This is a genomic window from Pseudomonas putida (assembly GCF_022627325.1).
GTDB classification, from domain to species: domain Bacteria; phylum Pseudomonadota; class Gammaproteobacteria; order Pseudomonadales; family Pseudomonadaceae; genus Aquipseudomonas; species Aquipseudomonas putida_X.
This window is the reverse complement of the sequence record NZ_JAETZZ010000004.1, coordinates 58,918-78,175: the sequence shown is the minus strand read 5'-3', so window position 1 is coordinate 78,175 and position 19,258 is coordinate 58,918. Positions and strand designations below refer to the sequence as shown.

The window sequence follows — 19,258 nt, the reverse complement described above, 5'->3', positions numbered from 1 at the left end:
GTTGAACCGCGTTACGCCTGAGCGATCGCGGTTTCCAGGTGCTCAGCCAGAGCATCCCAGGCAATGTTCTGTTGTTCGCCCTGACCACGCAGGGGCTTGAGGCCAATCTCTTGCTTGGCCAGCTCGTCGTCACCCAGGATCAGGGCAAACAACGCGCCGCTCTTGTCAGCTTTCTTGAACTGGCTCTTGAAGCTGCCGCCACCGGCGTTGACCGCCAGGCGCAGGCCCGGCAGACGGTCGCGCAGGCTTTCGGACAAGCGCAGGCCAGCCAGCTCCGCCTGTTCGCCAAAGGCGCACAGGTACACATCGATCTGGCGGTTGATGGATTCCGGGACCTTGCCCAGGGTCTCCAGCAGCAGGATCAGGCGCTCGATACCCATGGCGAAACCAACGCCGGTGGTCGGCTTTCCACCCATCTGCTCTACCAGGCCATCGTAGCGGCCGCCTGCGCAGACAGTGCCCTGGGCGCCAAGCTTGTCGGTGACCCACTCGAACACGGTCTTGCTGTAGTAGTCCAGGCCACGCACCAGCTTGGTGTTGATCACGAACGGAATACCGGCAGCATCCAGACGGGCCTTGAGGCCCTCGAAGTGCACCCGGGAGTCTTCGTCGAGGTAGTCTTCCAGCTTCGGCGCGCCGACCAGCACCGCCTGAGTATCAGGGTTTTTGCTGTCGAGGATGCGCAGCGGATTGCTCTTGAGGCGGCGCTGGCTGTCTTCGTCGAGTTGCTCCAGGCGCGCCGAGAGGAACTCGACCAGCGCGTCACGGTAGCGGGCGCGGGCCTCGCTGGTGCCCAGGCTGTTCAGCTCGAGCTTGACCGCATCCTGGATGCCCAGCAGGCCCCACAAACGCCAGGTCAGCATGATCAGCTCGGCATCGATGTCCGGGCCGTCCAGGTTGAACACCTCGACGCCAATCTGGTGGAACTGGCGGTAGCGGCCCTTCTGCGGGCGCTCGTGGCGGAACATCTGGCCGATGTACCACAGTTTCTGCACCTGGCCGTTGCCGGTGATGCCGTGCTCGAGCACGGCACGTACGCAGGCAGCCGTGCCTTCGGGGCGCAGGGTCAGCGAATCGCCGTTGCGGTCCTCGAAGGTGTACATCTCTTTTTCGACGATGTCGGTGACTTCACCGATGGAGCGCTTGAACAGCTCGGTGAACTCGACGATCGGCGTGCGGATCTGGCTGTACCCATAGGTGTCCAGCAGCCCGGCGACGGTGCCTTCGAAGTAGCGCCACAGCGGCGACTGCTCTGGCAGGATGTCGTTCATGCCACGGATGGCTTGCAGCGATTTGCTCACGAAAAGTCCTTACGAATCTGTGTGTCAGCCGCGGGCGATCAGCGCCGCGTCGGCCTCGACCTTTTCGGCCGCTTTCTGGCGGATGAGCTTTTCCAGCTCATCGACCAGGTTGTCATTGGTCAGTTTCTGCGCCGGCTTGCCATCGATGTAAATCAGGTTGGGCGTGCCGCCGGTCAGGCCAACGTGGGCTTCCTTCGCTTCGCCAGGGCCGTTGACCACACAACCGATCACCGCCACATCCAGCGGTACCAGCAGGTCTTCCAGGCGCCCTTCCAGTTCGTTCATGGTCTTGACCACATCGAAGTTCTGCCGCGAGCAGCTCGGGCAGGCGATGAAGTTGATGCCACGCGAACGCAGGTGCAGCGACTTGAGGATGTCGTAGCCGACCTTCACTTCCTCGACCGGGTCGGCCGCCAGCGAAATGCGGATGGTATCGCCGATGCCTTCGGCCAGCAGCATACCGAGGCCGACGGCGGATTTCACCGTGCCGGAGCGCAGCCCACCGGCCTCGGTGATGCCCAGGTGCAGCGGCTGGATGATCTGCTTGGCCAGCAAGCGATAGGCGTCGACGGCCATGAACACGTCGGAGGCCTTGACGCTGACCTTGAAGTCCTGGAAATCCAGGCGATCGAGGTGCTCCACATGGCGCAGGGCCGATTCGACCAACGCCGCCGGGGTCGGCTCGCCGTATTTCTTCTGCAGGTCCTTTTCCAGGGAGCCTGCGTTGACACCGATACGGATCGGAATGCCACGGTCACGAGCAGCATCGACCACAGCACGAACACGGTCCTCACGGCCGATGTTGCCCGGGTTGATACGCAGGCAGTCGACGCCCAGTTCGGCCACGCGCAACGCGATCTTGTAGTCGAAGTGGATGTCAGCGACCAGCGGTACGCTGACCAGTTGCTTGATTTTGCCGAACGCCTCGGCGGCGTCCATGTCCGGCACCGAAACACGGACGATGTCGACACCGGCATCGACCAGGCGCTGGATCTGGCCCACTGTGGCGGCGACATCATTGGTGTCGGTGTTGGTCATGCTCTGCACCGCAATGGGGGCATCACCACCCACCGGTACATTGCCGACCCAGATTTTGCGGGATTCGCGACGTTTGATCGGAGATTCGCCGTGCATGACTTACTGTCCCAACTTCAGGCGAGCGGTTTCGCCACTGGTGAACGGGGCGACATCGACGGCTTGGCCGTTGTAGCTGACCTGGGCGCCGCGGGCAAAGCCCAGGCGTACCGCGAACGGCGGCTTGCCGGTCAACTCGAGGTTGTCGCCCTTGCGCTTGATGGCGCTGAACAGCACCTTGCCGTTGCCATCGGACACCTGGGTCCAGCAATCGGCGGTGAACTGGATGGCTACCTTGGCGCTGCCGGCAGGTACGGCGGCAGGCTCGGCGGTACTGGCCGGCACGCTGGCCTCGGGCGCAACGGGGGCGGCCTGGGCTACGGGTGCGGTTGGCGAGGCCGATGCAGCCGGTGCGGCTGCCGTTGTCGGCGCTGGCGCTGCAGCTTGGGCAGGTGCCTGCTGGGCCGGTGCGGGTGCTGCGGCGTCAGGGGCGGCGGCACTGGCGGCCTCGGGGGCGGCCCCGGCCACCGGCTCGGCAGCTGCCTGCTCCAGCGGCAGCGGCGCGCTTTCGCCCTGCTGGCCCAAGGTAACGGCCTGGTCTTCAGGCTCGTCCAGCGGGTGGATCTGGGTGGTACCGTCGGCGCTTTCGACCTCGACGTGCTCCAGGGCAATCTTGGCCAGGTCCTTGCCGCGCAGGCTGCCCTGGTCCTGCCACCACAGGAAGCTGCCACCGACCACCACAAGCAGCAGCAACAGGCTGACGCCGCGCAGAATGTTGTGCGAAAGGCGCACCGGCTCTTCGATGCGGCCCAGTGAGTGCACGTCGCTGCCCTTGGCATGGGTGCCGGTGTACTGGTCGAAGGCCTCGACCAGCGGCGCCTGGTCCATGTCCATCAGCTTGGCATAGGCACGGATATAGCCACGGGCGAAGGTATGCCCTGGCAACTTGTCGAAGGCACCGGTTTCCACGTGGTTCAGCGAACTGACGGTGAGGTTGAGCTTGCGGGCCACCTCGGCTTGCGACCACTCCCGTCTTTCGCGGGCCTGGCGCAACAATTCACCGGGGTTCTGGCCAGTCGCTGCTGCTACTTCGGGATGCGCGGCTTTCATCGTTGCTCCGACAGGTATTGCTGATATTCCGGCGTACCGGGATAAAGTCGTTGTAGTTGCTGGCCCAGTTCGGCCTGTGTGCCCTGCTCGTCGAACACCCGGGCAAGACGGCTGCCCAGCAGGAGACTACGGGCATTGTGATCGCTCAACTGGCTGAAACGATCGTAGAAACCCCGGGCCGGCACATAATGCCTGTTTTCGTAGGACAACTCAGCCATTTCCAGCAACGCCCTGGGTTGCCGCTGATTGAGTTGCAGAGCCTTGCCCAGGTACGCCTGCGCCTGGTCACGGTCGCCGAGCTTCAGGGCTGTCAGGCCGAGGTTCTCGTAAACGCGCGAACGTTCAGGATACAGGGTATCGGCGCTGGCGAGGCGAAACATCTGCTCGGCTTCGGCGAAACGCTGCTGAGCATATAGGAAACTGCCGTAATTGTTGCGAATTCGCGTGTCACCGGGGCGTGCCGACAACGCTTTCTGGAAGTGTTGCTCGGCCAGCGGAGCTTCACCTTGGGCCTGAAACACCAGCGCCAACGCCGCGTGCGCATCGGCATCCTTGGCATCCAGCGCCAGTGCCCTGGCCAACGGCGCCTTGGCCTGCTCGGTCAAACCTTGTTGCAGATAACCAAGCCCGAGCTGCACATAAGCGCGCCCCGCCTCCACTCGCCCCTGGTGCGTGGCCAGTGGGTCGCTCGCACCACCCGACACGCAGCCGGCCAGCAGCGAAAGTGCAAGGATCGACAGCGCGGCGCGCAGGCTCATGGCGGGCCCGGACTCAGTGGCGCACAGCGCTGTCTTGCAGCTCGGCGTCGGCAGACAGCTGACGTACGGCGATGTAGCGCTCGCTGCGGCGGGTACGGTCATTGACCTGGCCGACCAGCTGGCCACAGGCGGCATCGATGTCATCGCCACGGGTGGTACGGGTGGTGACGTTGAAGCCACCATGGTGCAGCAGGTCCTGGAAGCGGCGGATAGCGTTGTTGCTAGGGCGCTCGTAACCGGAATGGGGGAACGGGTTGAACGGGATCAGGTTGATCTTGCACGGTACATCGCGCAGCAGTTCGATCATCTGCGCGGCATGCTCTGGCTGGTCGTTGACGTCCTTGAGCAGGGTGTACTCGACCGTCAGCACGCGCTTGCCACCCAAGGTGGCCATATAGCCCATGCACGACTCCAGCAGCATCTTCAGCGGGTACTTCTTGTTGATCGGCACCAGCTGGTTGCGCAGCGCGTCGTTTGGCGCATGCAGCGACAGGGCCAGGGACACGTCGATGTGCTTGGCCAGTTCGTCGATCATCGGTACCACCCCGGAGGTGGACAAGGTGACGCGACGCTTGGAAATGCCATAGCCCAGATCATCCATCATGATCTTCATGGCAGCGATGACATTGTCGAAATTCAGCAGAGGCTCGCCCATGCCCATCATGACCACGTTGGTAATGGCGCGGTCGATCTTGGCCGGGACGGTCCCGAAGGATTTGTTGGCAAGCCACACCTGGCCGATCACTTCGGCGGCGGTGAGGTTGCTGTTGAAGCCTTGCTTGCCGGTGGAGCAGAAACTGCAGTCCAGGGCACAGCCGGCTTGCGACGACACGCAGAGCGTGCCGCGATCGTCGGTTGGGATGTAGACGGTCTCGACGCAGCTGCCGGAAGCAACGCGGATCACCCATTTACGGGTGCCGTCTGCGGAAATGTCTTCACTGACCACTTCCGGAGGACGAATTTCGGCAACGGCCTCGAGCTTTTCGCGCAAGGCCTTGCCGACGTTCGTCATGGCGGCGAAATCATCGACGCCAAAATGGTGAATCCATTTCATCACCTGGCCGGCACGGAAGCGCTTCTCCCCGATAGAGTCGAAGAATTGTTCCATTTCCGGCTGGGTCAGGCCCAACAGGTTGATTTTGCCAGTAGATGTCGTCATGGATTCACCCTCACCCGTAAGCTTTCGCTTAGCGAGTGGTTACCTCGGTAGCAGCGAAGAAGTAAGCGATTTCGCGAGCAGCAGCAGCTTCGGAGTCCGAACCGTGAACGGCGTTGGCGTCGATCGACTCGGCGAAGTCAGCACGGATGGTGCCGGCAGCAGCTTCTTTAGGGTTGGTAGCGCCCATCAGCTCACGGTTCAGCGCGATGGCGTTTTCGCCTTCCAGAACCTGAACGACAACCGGGCCGGAAGTCATGAAGGCAACCAGGTCACCGAAGAAGCCGCGCTCGCGGTGCTCAGCGTAGAAACCTTCGGCTTCGGCTTTGGACAGTTGCTTGATTTTCGAAGCAACGATTTTCAGGCCGGCTTCTTCAAAGCGAGTGGTGATCTTGCCGATGACGTTTTTGGCAACTGCGTCAGGCTTGATGATCGAGAAAGTACGTTGAACAGCCATGGAAAACTCCAGAATATGAGTGTTGCGAAAAATTAAACCCGCGAATTATACGCGGGTTCCAGGGGATTGCCTAACCTGCAGCGTCACGCTTAGTCGGCTTCGTCTATCCAGGCCGCCTGGATGGCCTCGAGCACTTTCTCACCGCCGCGTGACGGATCGTCGCTGAATTCCGGCAAGGCCAGCACCCAGCGATGCAGATCGACGAAATTCACATAACGAGGATCGACGTCCGGCTTGCTTTCTGCAAGCTGGATAGCGATCTCAAGTACATCAACCCATTTCAGACTCATTGAAAAATCCTCAGTGGGGCGCTTCGGCAGCGTGGTTGAGCGAATATTTCGGGATCTCGATGGTCAGGTCCTGATCACCGACGACCACCTGGCAGCCGAGACGCGATTGCGCCTCCAGGCCCCAGGCCTTGTCCAGCATGTCCTCTTCGAGTTCGTCGGCTTCTTCAAGCGAATCGAAACCCTTGCGCACGATGCAGTGGCAGGTGGTGCAGGCCTTCACGCCACCGCAAGCGCTTTCCATCTCGATGTGATGGTCGTGGGCCAGCTCCAGGATATTGGTCCCGGGCTCGACCTCCACGCTCAGCCCCTCTGGGCAGAACTTCTCATGCGGCAGGAATGTCACCAGCGGCATCGGTTACTCCTCGATCTCATTCAGGTTGCGCCCGGCCAGTGCGGCTTTGACCGTCGAATCAAGGCGACGGGCGGCAAATGCATCGGTCACCTGCGACAGACGCTTGGTCTGTTGCTCGATGGCAGGGCCATCGGTGCCGTTCAGCAAATCACGTAGTTCTTGCATCTGGAATTCGATGGCTTCGCGCTCTTCACGGCTGAGCAGTCGCTCGCCATCAGCGTCCAGGGCGCCCTGCACAGCTTCAAGCAGGCGCTCGCCGTCAACCTGGTGTTCACGAAGCTGACGCGCCTGTTTGTCGGAGCCGGCATGCTCGAAGGAGTCCTTGAGCATGCGCGCGATCTCGCCGTCGGTCAGGCCGTAGGATGGTTTGACCTGGATGCTTGCCTCTACGCCAGAGCCCAGCTCACGCGCCGCGACGCTGAGCAAACCATCGGCATCGACCTGGAAGGTCACGCGGATTTTCGCCGCGCCGGCAACCATGGCCGGAATACCACGCAGCTCGAAGCGCGCCAGCGAACGGCAGTCGCTAATCAGCTCGCGCTCACCCTGCAGAACGTGAATCATCATGGCCGACTGGCCATCTTTGTACGTCGTGAATTCCTGCGCGCGGGCCACTGGGATGGTGGTATTGCGCGGGATCACCTTTTCCATCAGCCCGCCCATGGTCTCAAGACCAAGGGACAGCGGAATGACGTCGAGCAGCAGCAGCTCACCGCCTTCGCGGCGGTTGCCGGCCAGGGTGTCAGCCTGAATGGCGGCGCCGATGGCGACCACCTGGTCGGGGTCGATCGAGGTCAGCGGGGTACGGCCGAACAGCGTGCCTACCGCTTCACGGACACGCGGTACGCGGGTCGAACCACCGACCATGACCACCGCACCCACCTCCTCCAGTTCGACGCCACTGTCGCGCACGGCGCGGCGGCAGGCCTTGAGGCTACGGGCAATCAGCGGTTCGATCATGGCTTCGAAAGCGGCGCGGCTGAGCTCGCCCTGCCAGGCGCCATGGCTGACGCTGACCAGGTCGGCGTCGGTCAGGGCTTCCTTGGCGGCGCAGGCAGCCTGAAGCAGCTGGCGCTGGGTAGCCGGGTCGAGGTCGGCGGACAGCCCGGCCTGCTCGATGATCCAGCTGGCAATGGCGTGATCGAAGTCGTCCCCGCCAAGGGCCGTGTCACCACCGGTGGCAAGCACTTCGAACACACCTGCGGTCAGGCGCAGGATGGAAATATCGAACGTACCGCCGCCCAAGTCATAGATGGCCACCAGGCCTTCGGCATTCTGGTCCAGGCCATAGGCAACGGCAGCGGCGGTCGGCTCATTGAGCAGGCGCAGCACGTTGAGGCCAGCCAGTTTGGCGGCATCCTTGGTCGCCTGGCGTTGGGCGTCGTCGAAATAAGCCGGCACGGTGATCACCGCGCCCACCAACTCGCCACCCAAGGTCGCTTCGGCGCGCTCGCGCAGCACCTTGAGGATATCGGCGGATACTTCCACCGGGCTCTTGGGCCCCTGGACAGTCTCGATGAACGGCATGTGCGACTCGCCGCCAATGAAGCGATACGGCAGCTGCTCACCGAGTTGCTTGACGTCGGCCAGGCCACGCCCCATCAGGCGCTTGACCGAAAGCACGGTGTTCAGTGGGTCGCTGGCGGCAGCTTCTCGCGCTGCCAGGCCAACCTCATTGTGGCCAGCCAGATAGCGCACTGCGGAGGGCAGAATGACGTTGCCCTGCGCATCGGGCAGGGGTTCGCTGCGACCGCTGCGCACGGCAGCGACCAGAGAATTGGTAGTACCCAGGTCAATGCCCACCGCCAGGCGACGCTGGTGCGGCTGGGGGGTTTGACCGGGTTCGGCGATCTGCAGTAGGGCCATGCTTATCTGAATACCTTAGGCGTCATCACGGGCAACGCCGGGTTAATCGTCGAGGCGCTCTTCTAGTTGGCGCACTTCCTGGGCGAGCTTGTCGAGGAACTGCATGCGGCGCATCAGGCGCTCGGCCTTGTCGCGCTCGGCAGGCACATCCCAGCAGGCGGCGAAATCCTCGTTGAGCGTGTCCTGGGCAGCCTTCAGGCGCTTCTTGAACACGGCGACACCGTCGAGGTCGGCTTCGTCCTGCAGCTCTTCGAGTTCCTCGCGCCACTGCATCTGCTGCAGCAGGAAGTCAGGGTCGTGGACCGTGACTTCCTGAGGCACCTCGTGGCCACCGATGGCCAGCAAATAGCGGGCACGGCGCGGGGCACTGCGCAACGTCTGGTAGGCGTCGTTGAGGGCGGCGGATTTTTCCAGCGCTACCCGCTGCTCTCGCTCGGAAGCGTCGGCGAAGCGGTCAGGATGAACCTCGCGGGCCAGCTCGCGATAGCGAGTGGCCAGCTTGTCGAGGTCCAACCGGAAGCACGGCTGGAGGTCGAACAGAGCGAAATGACAAGGAGTACCCACAGCCAGCCTCAGACGTTGAAGCTTTCGCCGCAGCCACACTCACCGCGTACGTTGGGGTTGTTGAACTTGAAGCCTTCGTTCAACCCTTCCTTGACGAAGTCCAGCTCAGTGCCGTCAAGGTAAACCAGGCTCTTGGGATCGATGATCACCTTGACGCCATGGTTTTCGAACACGGTGTCCTCGTCCGCCAGTTCATCGACGAACTCCAGCACGTAGGCCAGGCCCGAGCAACCGGTGGTGCGCACGCCCAGGCGGATGCCCTCGCCCTTGCCGCGCCCTTCGAGGGAACGCCGCACGTGGTTGGCGGCGGCTTCTGTCATGCTGATAGCCATCGGTACTTATTCCTCAACGTCGGTACTTCGCAACAGGCGACTTAGATCAAGCCTTTCTTCTGCTTGTAATCGCGAACGGCTGCCTTGATGGCATCTTCGGCGAGTACCGAGCAGTGGATCTTGACCGGCGGCAACGCCAGTTCTTCCGCCAGCTGGGTGTTCTTGATGGTTTCGGCTTCGTCCAGGGTCTTGCCCTTCATCCACTCGGTGGCGAGGGAGCTGGAAGCGATGGCCGAACCGCAGCCGTACGTCTTGAACTTGGCATCTTCGATGATGCCTTGCTCGTTGACCTTGATCTGCAGACGCATCACGTCACCGCACGCCGGGGCGCCGACCATGCCGGTACCGACATCCGGGTCCTCGGCATTCATCTTGCCGACGTTACGTGGGTTTTCGTAGTGGTCGATGACCTTTTCACTGTATGCCATGGTGCAATTCCTTCCTCATCAGGGAGCCGCTCTTACTGGCGACTGCTTAGTGGGCGGCCCACTCGATCTTGGAGATGTCAACGCCGTCTTTGTACATGTCCCACAGCGGCGACAGCTCACGCAGTTTGTTTACAGCCTCGCAGACTTTCTGCGCGGCGTAGTCGACTTCTTCCTCGGTGGTGAAGCGGCCGAAGGAGAAGCGGATCGAGCTGTGCGCCAGCTCGTCGTTGCGGCCCAGAGCGCGCAGTACATACGACGGCTCGAGCGAAGCGGAGGTGCAAGCCGAACCGGACGATACCGCGATGTCCTTGAGCGACATCAGCAGCGACTCGCCTTCGACATAGTTGAAGCTCAGGTTCAGGTTGTGCGGTACGCGGGCAGTCTGGCTGCCGTTGACATACAGCTCTTCGAGGTCCGAGACCTGCTTGAAGAAGCGGTCGCTCAGGGCCTTGATGCGCTGGTTTTCCGCGGCCATTTCCTGCTTGGCGATGGCGAATGCTTCGCCCATGCCGACGATCTGGTGGGTCGGCAGGGTGCCCGAACGCATGCCGCGCTCATGGCCACCGCCGTGAATGATCGCTTCCAGACGCACGCGAGGCTTGCGGCTGACATACAGCGCGCCAATGCCCTTCGGGCCGTAGACCTTGTGCGCGGAGAACGACATCAGGTCGACTTTCAGCTTCTGCAGGTCGATTTCGACCTTGCCGGCCGACTGGGCGGCGTCAACGTGGAACAGCACGCCGCGCGAGCGGGTCAGTTCACCGATGGCGGCGATGTCGTTGATCGAGCCGACTTCGTTGTTGACGTGCATCAGCGAGACCAGAATGGTGTCGTCGCGCAGCACCGCTTCGACCTGGGCCGGGGTGACGATGCCGTCTTCACCGGGCTCCAGGTAAGTGACTTCGAAACCTTCACGCTCGAGCTGGCGAGCGGTGTCCAGGACCGCCTTGTGCTCGATCTTGGAGGTGATGATGTGCTTGCCCTTGGTCTGATAGAAGTGCGCCACGCCTTTGAGGGCGAGGTTGTCGGACTCGGTTGCACCGCTGGTCCAGACGATCTCGCGGGGGTCGGCGTTGATCAGCTCAGCAACCTGGCGACGGCCGTTTTCGACCGCTTCCTCGGCTTTCCAGCCGAACACGTGGGAGCGCGAAGCCGGGTTACCGAAGTTACCGTCGACCAGCAGGCAGTCGGCCATCTTCTGGGCGACACGGGGATCGACCGGGGTGGTCGCGGAGTAATCGAGGTAGATCGGCAACTTCATTGAGTATCTCCTATCAGGCGGTGGCGTCGCTCGTCACTGTTAAAGGTCAGTCGACGGCGGACGTCTCAATCTTGTCCAGCTGGGCAGAACGGCCTGCGACACGACGCAGGTCCTGGCGCTGGGCGACTTCCTGCACCTCACGGCGCATGACGAGGTCAGCCAGGCTGATGCCGCTGAGGAATTCGTGGATCTGCTGGCTGAGGTCGCACCACAAGTGGTGGGTCAGGCAGGTGTCACCGGCATGACAATCCCCAAGCCCCTGGCAACGGGTGGCATCGACCGATTCGTTGACCGCGTCGATGACCTGGGCCACCTGGATGGTTTCCATGCCACGAGACAGCTGGTAACCACCGCCCGGGCCGCGCACGCTGGATACCAGGCTGCTGCGGCGCAGCTTGGCGAACAGCTGCTCCAGATAAGAGAGGGAAATGCCCTGGCGCTCGGAAATGTCGGCCAAAGACACAGGCCCATGCTGCGCGTGCAACGCCAGGTCAAGCATGGCTGTCACGGCGTATCGGCCTTTGGTAGTCAGTCGCATGGCTAAATGGATACCACGAGAGTTACAGGATGTGAGCGAGTATGCGATTCCCGAGCATTTAAGTCAACTATTAGACCTACTGCTTTAGTCGGGTTTGCATCTGGGAGGCGGGCGCGATTGTAGCAGCAAAGGGGCGTGAGCACACGCCCCCTTATGCCAACCTGCCGTCACTGTGGCGCGATCAATGCGACCGAGCGTCGCGTGGGGCCGCTGCCGCAGTCTCGCTGAAGTCGTCTTCAGGAAGGGCCGGCAGCTCCTTGGCGCAGTAGTCACTGCCCATCTTGGTCAGCGCGCCGCACATCCCTTCCAGGCGCTCGTCGACAGCCTGCAGGTGGTCGAGCATCTGGCCGATGGCGCGCGCCACCGGGTCAGGCATGTCGCCACTGACGCCGTAGGCATCGAAGCCGATCTTTTCAGCCATGGCCTTGCGTTTGGCCTCGACTTCGCTGTCTTCGCGCTTGACGATGATCCGCCCCGGGATGCCGACCGCCGTGGCACCTGCCGGCACCGCCTTGGTCACCACCGCGTTGGAGCCGATCTTGGCCCCGGCACCGACGGTGAACGGGCCGAGCACCTTGGCCCCTGCACCCACCACCACGCCGTTTTCCAAGGTCGGATGGCGCTTGCCTTTGTTCCAGCTGGTGCCACCCAGGGTCACGCCCTGGTAAAGCGTGACGTCGTCACCGATCTCGGCGGTTTCGCCGATCACGATACCCATGCCGTGATCGATGAAGAAGCGCCTGCCGATGGTGGCGCCGGGATGGATCTCGATACCGGTCATCCAGCGGCCGAAATTCGACACCAGGCGAGCCAGCCACTTGAAATCGCGCCTCCACAAGGCATTGCCCAGGCGATGCAGCCAGATGGCATGCATGCCCGGGTAGCAGGTCAGCACCTCGAAGGCATTGCGCGCCGCCGGGTCCCGATGGAAAACGCTTTGAATATCTTCACGCAGACGTTCGAACATCTGTCAGTCCTTCCTTTTATGCGGCTCGCCCCGCGCGACCTTCTGGGTCTCGGTGAGGATACCGCGCAAAATGCTCATCTCCGGACGCTCCACCGAGCTGCGCCCATACAGCCGGCGCAGGCGCGCCATCAGGTGCTTGGGCTTTGCGGGGTCAAGGAAGCCGATGTCCACCAGGGTTTTCTCCAGGTGTTCATAGAACAGCTCCATTTCGTCCATGGTCGCCAGCTCGCTGGCGTCGACCTTTTCGACTTTCTGCGCCGTGCCTTCAACCGCCAGCCAGGCCATGCGCACCTCATAAGAGAGCACCTGGACCGCTGCGGCCAGATTCAGCGAGCTGAAGTCGGGGTTCGAGGGAATGTGCACGTGGAAGTGACATCGCTGCAGTTCTTCGTTGGTCAGGCCGGCGTGCTCACGCCCGAACACCAAGGCGATCTCCTCTCCCCCGACGGCATGCTCCACGGCCCTGGCCCCGCATTCACGGGGGTCGATCAACGGCCAGGGAATACTGCGCTCACGGGCGCTGGTGCCCATGACCAGGCTGCAGCCGACCAGTGCCTGCTCGAGGCTGTCGACCACCTGGGCACCGGCCAGCACATCGTCGGCACCGGAGGCCCGCGCACTGGCGTCCGCGGCGGGGAATTCTTTTGGCTGCACCAGCACCAGACGCGACAAGCCCATGTTTTTCATGGCTCGCGCAGCGCCGCCGATGTTGCCGGGGTGGCTGGTATTGACCAGAACAACACGAATATTTTGCAGCAAGGTGTTGTGCTCACAGATGCGGGTTTTGGGGGATCCGATCTTACAGAACCGACCAGCGTAACGCTATGAAAGCAAATGTGACACTTCTGCCGCCAAACTTTTCTGCTAGAATGTTCGGCTTTCTTCTTTAACATCTCCAGGTGACCCGCCCATGCAGCCTATGCTGAATATCGCCCTGCGCGCCGCTCGCAGCGCCAGTGAACTGATTTTCCGCTCCATCGAACGCCTGGATAGCATCAAGGTGGACGAGAAAGAGGCTAAGGACTACGTTTCCGAGGTTGATCGCGCCGCCGAGCAGAGCATCGTCAACGCCCTGCGCAAGGCTTATCCGAACCACTCCATCCAGGGTGAGGAAACCGGCCTGCACGCGGGCTCCGGCGAAGAAGGCAAAGACTACCTTTGGGTCATCGACCCACTGGACGGCACCACCAACTTCCTGCGTGGCATCCCGCACTTCGCCGTCAGCATCGCCTGCAAATACCGTGGCCGCCTCGAGCACGCCGTGATCGTCGACCCGGTACGCCAGGAAGAATTCACCGCCAGCCGTGGCCGTGGCGCCCAGCTCAATGGCCGCCGCCTGCGCGTCAGCTCGCGCACCAGCCTGGACGGCGCCCTGCTGGGCACCGGCTTCCCGTTCCGTGACAACCAGATGGCTGACATGGACAACTACCTGGGCATGTTCCGCGCCCTGACTGGCCAGACCGCCGGCATCCGCCGCGCCGGCTCCGCCAGCCTGGACCTGGCCTACGTGGCGGCTGGCCGCTTCGACGCCTTCTGGGAGTCGGGCCTGTCCGAGTGGGACATGGCAGCAGGCGTGCTGCTGATCCAGGAAGCGGGCGGCCTGGTGAGCGACTTCAACGGTGGCCACGACTTCCTCGACAAAGGCCACATCGTTGCCGGCAACATCAAGTGCTTCAAGGCCGTGCTGACCGCTATCCAGCCGCACCTGCCAGAGCACATGAAGCGCTAAGCGCAGATTGCAGGCACAAAAAAAGCACCGCGAGGTGCTTTTTTTGTGCCTGCAATCTTATTGCTGCCCGGCGTCACTCAGGATCAGCTTGCCGTTCTTGTCCAGCGGGATGGTCGAGCCCGGCTCGCGATCCATCTTCACCCTGCCCACCTGGCCATCGATTGAATAGGTCACGGTGTACCCAACGACCTTCTCACTGACATCATTGACCGTGTTGCAACGGGTTTGCGTGGTGGTATAGGTGTCACGCTGCTGCATGCCCTCCTGCACCTTGTTACCGGCATAGCCACCACCGACAGCACCGGCCACGGTGGCGATCTTCTTGCCGGTGCCGCCACCGATCTGATTGCCCAGCAAGCCGCCCGCCAGGGCGCCTACCACGGTACCGGCGATCTGATGCTGATCCTTGACTGGCGCCTGACGCGTCACGGCCACGTCCTTGCACACTTCGCGAGGGGTTTTCACCTGCTGCTTGATCGGCTGCACGTCGGTGACCTGGGCGTATTCGGGGCCTTTGTTCACCAAGCTGTAGGTCGCCACAGCACCTCCGGCAGTCACACCGACAGCACCCAGTACCGCACCCACCAGCATTGATTTGTTCACATTGAACCTCCTGATTCATACCCGCGGGGTAAACCCGCCTGCTCCCAGCCTTGGAGCAAAAAAAAAGGCGCGAGTTCAACACTCGCGCCTTTTCGATCGCCGAACGGCGTAGGGCTAAGCCTTAGGGGCGGTCATCCACACCGTCGGTCTTGGCCGGCGGAATGAGGTCTTCGCTGTTCAGGTTCAGCCAGATCAGCACCACGTTGGCGATGTAGATCGAGGAGTAGGTACCCGCCATAACACCGATGAACAGGGCCAGGGAGAAGCCGAACAGGTTGTCACCGCCGAAGAACAGCAGCGCAGCGATTGCCAGCAGGGTCGAAACGGAAGTGGCCACCGTGCGCAGCAAGGTTTGCGTGGTCGAGATATTGATGTTCTCGATCAGCGAGGCCTTGCGCATCACGCGGAAGTTCTCACGCACCCGGTCGAACACCACGATGGTGTCGTTGAGCGAGTAACCAATGATCGCCAGCACCGCCGCCAGTACCGTCAGGTCGAAGGTGATCTGGAAGAACGACAGGATACCCAGCGTCACCACCACGTCGTGGATCAGCGAAATGATCGCGCCCACGGCGAACTTCCACTGGAAGCGGAAAGCCAGGTAGATGAGGATGCCGCCCAGCGCCAGGAGCATGCCGAGGCCACCCTGGTCGCGCAGCTCTTCACCCACTTGCGGGCCAACGAACTCGACGCGCTTGACCGTCGCCGGGTTGTCACCGCCAACCTTCTGCAGGGCTTCGGCCACCTTGTTACCCAGCATCGGATCATCGCCAGGCATACGCACCAGCAGGTCGGTGGTAGCGCCGAAGCTCTGCACCACAGCCTCGTGGAAACCGGATTCGACCAGCTCGGCACGCACCGCCTTGAGGTCGGCCGGGCGCTCGTAGGTCAGCTCGATCAGCGTACCGCCGGTGAAGTCCAGGCCGAAGTTCAGGCCCTTCTGCCACCAGCTGAACAGTGCCAGCACGGTAAGGAGCACGGTTATGGCGAACGCGACCTTGCGCACACCCATGAAATTGATGGTTTTCATCGTCGCCCCCTCAAACCCACAGCTTCTTGATGTCACGCCCGCCACAGGTCAGGTTGACCAGCGCACGGGTCATCATGATGGCGGTGAACATCGAGGTGAAAATCCCGAGGGACATGGTGACCGCAAAGCCCTTGACCGGGCCGGTACCCATGGCAAAGAGGATGCCGCCGACCAGCAAGGTGGTCAGGTTGGCATCGACGATCGCCGAATACGCGCGGTTGAAGCCTTCATGAATCGCGCGCTGCACCGACATGCCGGCAGCGAGCTCTTCACGGATACGCGAGAAGATCAGTACGTTGGCGTCGACGGCCATACCCATGGTCAGCACGATACCGGCGATGCCTGGCAAGGTCAGGGTAGCCCCCAACAGCGACATCAACGCCAGCAGCAAGACCATGTTGCCCGCCAGGGCGATGGTCGCCAGCACGCCGAACGCGCGGTAGATGGCGATGATGAACAGCGAGACGAACAGCATGCCCCACAGCGACGCATTGATACCTTTGGTGATGTTGTCGGCACCCAGGCTCGGGCCGATGGTACGTTCTTCAGCGAAGTACATCGGCGCGGCCAGGCCACCAGCACGCAGCAGCAGAGCCAGCTCGGACGATTCGCCCTGCCCGTTCAGGCCGGTGATGCGGAACTGGCTGCCCAGCGGCGACTGGATGGTCGCCAGGCTGATGATCTTCTTCTCTTCCACGAAGCTCTGTACCGGCACGTCCTTCTCGACGCCGTTGACAGTCTGCTTGACGTAGCGGGTCACCGGCTTCTGCTCGATGAAGATCACCGCCATGCTGCGCCCGACATTGCTGCGGGTCGCGCGGCTCATCAGCTCGCCACCGTGGCCGTCCAGGCGAATGTTCACCTGCGGCCGGCCATGCTCGTCGAAGCTGGCCTGGGCGTCGGTAACCTGGTCACCGGTGATGATCAGGCCACGCTCGACCTGAGCGGAGCGGCCGCCCTCACGGAACTCGAAGACCTCGGTAGTGGCCCTGGACGCACCCGGCTCGGCGCCGAAGCGGAACTCCAGGTTGGCGGTCTTGCCGAGGATACGCTTGGCTTCGGCAGTGTCCTGCACACCTGGCAGTTCGACCACGATGCGGTTGGCGCCCTGGCGCTGAACCAGCGGCTCGGCGACGCCCAGCTCGTTGACGCGGTTGCGCACGGTGGTGAGGTTCTGCTTGATCGAGTACTCGCGGATCTCGGCGACTTTCGCCTGAGTCAGCGCCAGACGCAGCACAGCGGTTTCATTACGTTCGCTGGTGGTCAGGTCGAAATCACTGAAATTCTTGCGGATCAGGGCACGTGCCTGTTCGCGGGTTGCATCGTCGGCGAAGCCCAGCATGATGCCGCCATCCTGCTGAGGCAGGCTGCGGTAGCGGACGCGCTCTTTGCGCAGCAAGGTCTTGACCTCGCCTTCGTAGACTTTCAGGCGGGCGCTCATGGCCTTGTCCATGTCCACTTCCAGCAGGAAGTGCACACCACCGGACAGGTCCAGGCCCAGCTTCATCGGGCTTGCACCCAGGTTACGCAGCCATTGCGGAGTGGTTTGGGCCAGGTTCAGGGCCACGACATAATCATCGCCCAGCGCCTTGCGCACTACATCCTTGGCTGGCAACTGGTCTTCCTGGTTGCTCAGGCGCACCAGCGCGCTGCCCTTCTCACCCAGGCTCGCACCTTTGACGGTGATACCGGCTTCGGTCAGCGCCTTGCTGACGCGGTCGAGGTCGGCCTGGTTGACCTGCAGCGCCGAGCTGGCACCGCTGATCTGCACCGCCGGGTCATCCGGGTAGAGGTTGGGAGCGGAATAAATAAAACCGATCGCCAGTACCATCACGATCAGTGCGTATTTCCACAGAGGGTATTTGTTCAGCATCACGCCGCCCGTTCAAGACGCGGGGCGCGTTGCGCGCCCCGACTGGAAAAAAAACCGGTAACTCAGATAGCCTTGAGCGTACCTTTTGGCAGGGTCGCGGCAATGGCGCCCTTCTGGAACTTCAGCTCGACCGTGTCGGACACTTCCAGCACCACGAAATCATCGGAAACCTTGACGATCTTGCCAGCGATGCCGCCGTTGGTGACAACTTCATCACCTTTTTGCAAGTTGCTCAGCAGGTTCTTCTGCTCTTTGGCACGCTTGGCCTGCGGGCGCCAGATCATCAGGTAGAAGATGACCAGGAAACCGACCAGGAAAATCCACTCGAAGCCGGTGCCGGCTGGGCCAGCGGCGGGTGCAGCAGCGTCCGCATAGGCGGCGGGGATCAAGAAGCTCATTGGGCACTCCAGTTGCGTAAGTTTTAATTAGATGGTGCGAACAATCAGTCCAAAGGCGGCACAGGTAGCCCGCGCTTGGCATAGAAGGCGTCGACGAAGGCGGCCAATTTACCCTGTTGAATAGCCTCGCGTAAACCGGCCATCAAGCGCTGGTAATGGCGCAAGTTGTGGATGGTATTCAGCATGCTGCTCAACATTTCGCCGCACTTGTCCAGATGATGGAGATAGGCGCGGGAGAAGTTTGTGCAGGTGTAGCAATCACAGGTCGGATCCAGCGGCGAATCATCGTGGCGATGGAACGCGTTGCGGATCTTGATCACCCCTGTATCGACGAACAGATGGCCGTTGCGCGCATTACGCGTCGGCATCACGCAGTCGAACATGTCGACGCCGCGGCGCACACCCTCAACGAGATCTTCAGGTTTGCCTACCCCCATAAGGTAACGAGGTTTGTCAGCAGGCATCTGATCCGGCAGGTAATCCAGCACCTTGATCATTTCGTGCTTGGGCTCGCCCACCGACAGACCACCGATGGCCAGGCCGTCGAAGTCGATATTGACCAGCGCTTCCAGCGAGCGCATGCGCAAGTCCTGGTACATGCCGCCCTGAACGATGCCGAACAGCGCCGCGGTGTTGTCCCCGTGGGCGTTCTTCGAGCGTTGCGCCCAACGCAGCGACAGCTCCATGGAGGTGCGCGCCACATCGTGCTCTGCAGGGTACGGTGTGCACTCGTCGAAGATCATCACGATGTCCGAACCCAGGTCGCGCTGCACCTGCATGGACTCTTCAGGGCCCATGAACACCTTGGAGCCGTCCACTGGGGAGGCGAAGGTCACGCCCTCCTCCTTGATCTTGCGCATGGCGCCCAGGCTGAACACCTGGAAACCACCCGAATCGGTCAGGATCGGGCCTTTCCACTGCATGAAATCGTGCAGGCCGTTGTGCTTCTTGATCACCTCGGTGCCCGGGCGCAGCCACAGGTGGAAGGTGTTGCCGAGGATGATCTCGGCCCCAATGGCCTCGATGTCACGTGGCAGCATGCCCTTGACCGTGCCATAGGTGCCCACCGGCATGAACGCCGGGGTCTCGACCGTGCCACGGGGGAACGTCAGGCGGCCACGACGGGCCTTGCCGTCGGTGGCCAGCAGTTCGAAGGACATTCGACAGGTGC

Annotated in this window: 22 protein-coding genes; 1 reads left to right on the top strand and 21 read right to left on the bottom strand. The window is 62.1% G+C overall.

Annotated features, from left to right (window positions below):
* Positions 1–11 precede the first annotated feature (11 nt).
* The 16 genes from hisS to trmJ all read right to left on the bottom strand — a co-directional run bounded on the left by hisS (position 12) and on the right by trmJ (position 13,213).
* The gene (gene hisS / locus JNA92_RS07975) at positions 12–1,301 is read right to left on the bottom strand and encodes a histidine--tRNA ligase (protein ID WP_241804188.1); all 1,290 of its coding nucleotides are present in this window, start codon (positions 1,299–1,301) and stop codon (positions 12–14) included.
* 24 nt (positions 1,302–1,325) lie between these two features.
* On the bottom strand, positions 1,326–2,435 hold the full coding sequence (ispG, locus tag JNA92_RS07970) for a flavodoxin-dependent (E)-4-hydroxy-3-methylbut-2-enyl-diphosphate synthase (protein WP_241804187.1): 1,110 nt from the start codon (positions 2,433–2,435) through the stop codon (positions 1,326–1,328).
* 3 nt (positions 2,436–2,438) lie between these two features.
* Positions 2,439–3,485 carry a RodZ domain-containing protein gene (locus JNA92_RS07965; protein WP_241804186.1) on the bottom strand — a complete coding sequence of 349 codons (1,047 nt, stop codon included), beginning with the start codon at positions 3,483–3,485 and terminating at the stop codon, positions 2,439–2,441.
* The gene (gene pilW / locus JNA92_RS07960) at positions 3,482–4,243 is read right to left on the bottom strand and encodes a type IV pilus biogenesis/stability protein PilW (protein ID WP_241804185.1); all 762 of its coding nucleotides are present in this window, start codon (positions 4,241–4,243) and stop codon (positions 3,482–3,484) included. Before pilW ends, JNA92_RS07965 begins: the two co-directional genes overlap by 4 nt.
* A gap of 13 nt (positions 4,244–4,256) precedes the next feature.
* The gene (rlmN, locus tag JNA92_RS07955) at positions 4,257–5,402 is read right to left on the bottom strand and encodes a 23S rRNA (adenine(2503)-C(2))-methyltransferase RlmN (RefSeq protein ID WP_241804184.1); all 1,146 of its coding nucleotides are present in this window, start codon (positions 5,400–5,402) and stop codon (positions 4,257–4,259) included.
* Between the two features lie 28 nt (positions 5,403–5,430).
* Complete coding sequence (gene ndk / locus JNA92_RS07950) at positions 5,431–5,856, bottom strand: nucleoside-diphosphate kinase (RefSeq protein WP_241804183.1); 426 nt, start codon at positions 5,854–5,856, stop codon at positions 5,431–5,433.
* Between the two features lie 89 nt (positions 5,857–5,945).
* Positions 5,946–6,146, bottom strand: a complete 201-nt coding sequence (gene iscX, locus JNA92_RS07945; protein ID WP_024762959.1) for a Fe-S cluster assembly protein IscX — start codon at positions 6,144–6,146, stop codon at positions 5,946–5,948.
* A gap of 10 nt (positions 6,147–6,156) precedes the next feature.
* Positions 6,157–6,498, bottom strand: a complete 342-nt coding sequence (fdx, locus tag JNA92_RS07940) for an ISC system 2Fe-2S type ferredoxin (protein WP_039604293.1) — start codon at positions 6,496–6,498, stop codon at positions 6,157–6,159.
* Between the two features lie 3 nt (positions 6,499–6,501).
* Positions 6,502–8,364 carry a Fe-S protein assembly chaperone HscA gene (hscA, locus tag JNA92_RS07935; RefSeq protein ID WP_241804182.1) on the bottom strand — a complete coding sequence of 621 codons (1,863 nt, stop codon included), beginning with the start codon at positions 8,362–8,364 and terminating at the stop codon, positions 6,502–6,504.
* Between the two features lie 42 nt (positions 8,365–8,406).
* Positions 8,407–8,928: a co-chaperone HscB gene (gene hscB / locus JNA92_RS07930; RefSeq protein ID WP_027920280.1), complete on the bottom strand. Its 522-nt coding sequence runs from the start codon at positions 8,926–8,928 to the stop codon at positions 8,407–8,409.
* A gap of 8 nt (positions 8,929–8,936) precedes the next feature.
* Positions 8,937–9,260, bottom strand: coding sequence for an iron-sulfur cluster assembly protein IscA (gene iscA / locus JNA92_RS07925; RefSeq protein WP_008092567.1), 324 nt, complete (start codon positions 9,258–9,260; stop codon positions 8,937–8,939).
* A gap of 41 nt (positions 9,261–9,301) precedes the next feature.
* The gene (gene iscU / locus JNA92_RS07920) at positions 9,302–9,688 is read right to left on the bottom strand and encodes a Fe-S cluster assembly scaffold IscU (protein WP_007929523.1); all 387 of its coding nucleotides are present in this window, start codon (positions 9,686–9,688) and stop codon (positions 9,302–9,304) included.
* A 46-nt stretch (positions 9,689–9,734) separates the two neighbouring features.
* Complete coding sequence (locus tag JNA92_RS07915; RefSeq protein ID WP_241804181.1) at positions 9,735–10,949, bottom strand: IscS subfamily cysteine desulfurase; 1,215 nt, start codon at positions 10,947–10,949, stop codon at positions 9,735–9,737.
* Positions 10,950–10,995: 46 nt separating this feature from the next.
* On the bottom strand, positions 10,996–11,487 hold the full coding sequence (iscR, locus tag JNA92_RS07910; protein ID WP_042111731.1) for a Fe-S cluster assembly transcriptional regulator IscR: 492 nt from the start codon (positions 11,485–11,487) through the stop codon (positions 10,996–10,998).
* A 181-nt stretch (positions 11,488–11,668) separates the two neighbouring features.
* Complete coding sequence (gene cysE, locus JNA92_RS07905) at positions 11,669–12,454, bottom strand: serine O-acetyltransferase (RefSeq protein ID WP_241804180.1); 786 nt, start codon at positions 12,452–12,454, stop codon at positions 11,669–11,671.
* A 3-nt stretch (positions 12,455–12,457) separates the two neighbouring features.
* Entirely contained in the window at positions 12,458–13,213 is a 756-nt protein-coding gene (gene trmJ, locus JNA92_RS07900; protein ID WP_241804179.1) for a tRNA (cytosine(32)/uridine(32)-2'-O)-methyltransferase TrmJ, read from the bottom strand.
* A 151-nt stretch (positions 13,214–13,364) separates the two neighbouring features.
* On the opposite strand from trmJ, the gene suhB reads away from it, so the two are divergent.
* Positions 13,365–14,183 carry an inositol monophosphatase family protein gene (gene suhB, locus JNA92_RS07895; protein ID WP_241804178.1) on the top strand — a complete coding sequence of 273 codons (819 nt, stop codon included), beginning with the start codon at positions 13,365–13,367 and terminating at the stop codon, positions 14,181–14,183.
* A 57-nt stretch (positions 14,184–14,240) separates the two neighbouring features.
* Here suhB and JNA92_RS07890 read toward each other — a convergent pair whose 3' ends face one another.
* The 5 genes from JNA92_RS07890 to tgt all read right to left on the bottom strand — a co-directional run bounded on the left by JNA92_RS07890 (position 14,241) and on the right by tgt (position 19,247).
* On the bottom strand, positions 14,241–14,786 hold the full coding sequence (locus JNA92_RS07890) for a glycine zipper 2TM domain-containing protein (RefSeq protein ID WP_241804177.1): 546 nt from the start codon (positions 14,784–14,786) through the stop codon (positions 14,241–14,243).
* Between the two features lie 121 nt (positions 14,787–14,907).
* The gene (gene secF, locus JNA92_RS07885; protein ID WP_241804176.1) at positions 14,908–15,816 is read right to left on the bottom strand and encodes a protein translocase subunit SecF; all 909 of its coding nucleotides are present in this window, start codon (positions 15,814–15,816) and stop codon (positions 14,908–14,910) included.
* A 10-nt stretch (positions 15,817–15,826) separates the two neighbouring features.
* Complete coding sequence (secD, locus tag JNA92_RS07880; RefSeq protein ID WP_241804175.1) at positions 15,827–17,689, bottom strand: protein translocase subunit SecD; 1,863 nt, start codon at positions 17,687–17,689, stop codon at positions 15,827–15,829.
* 62 nt (positions 17,690–17,751) lie between these two features.
* Complete coding sequence (gene yajC, locus JNA92_RS07875) at positions 17,752–18,087, bottom strand: preprotein translocase subunit YajC (protein ID WP_008092587.1); 336 nt, start codon at positions 18,085–18,087, stop codon at positions 17,752–17,754.
* Positions 18,088–18,131: 44 nt separating this feature from the next.
* On the bottom strand, positions 18,132–19,247 hold the full coding sequence (gene tgt / locus JNA92_RS07870; RefSeq protein WP_241804434.1) for a tRNA guanosine(34) transglycosylase Tgt: 1,116 nt from the start codon (positions 19,245–19,247) through the stop codon (positions 18,132–18,134).
* Positions 19,248–19,258: the final 11 nt, after the last annotated feature.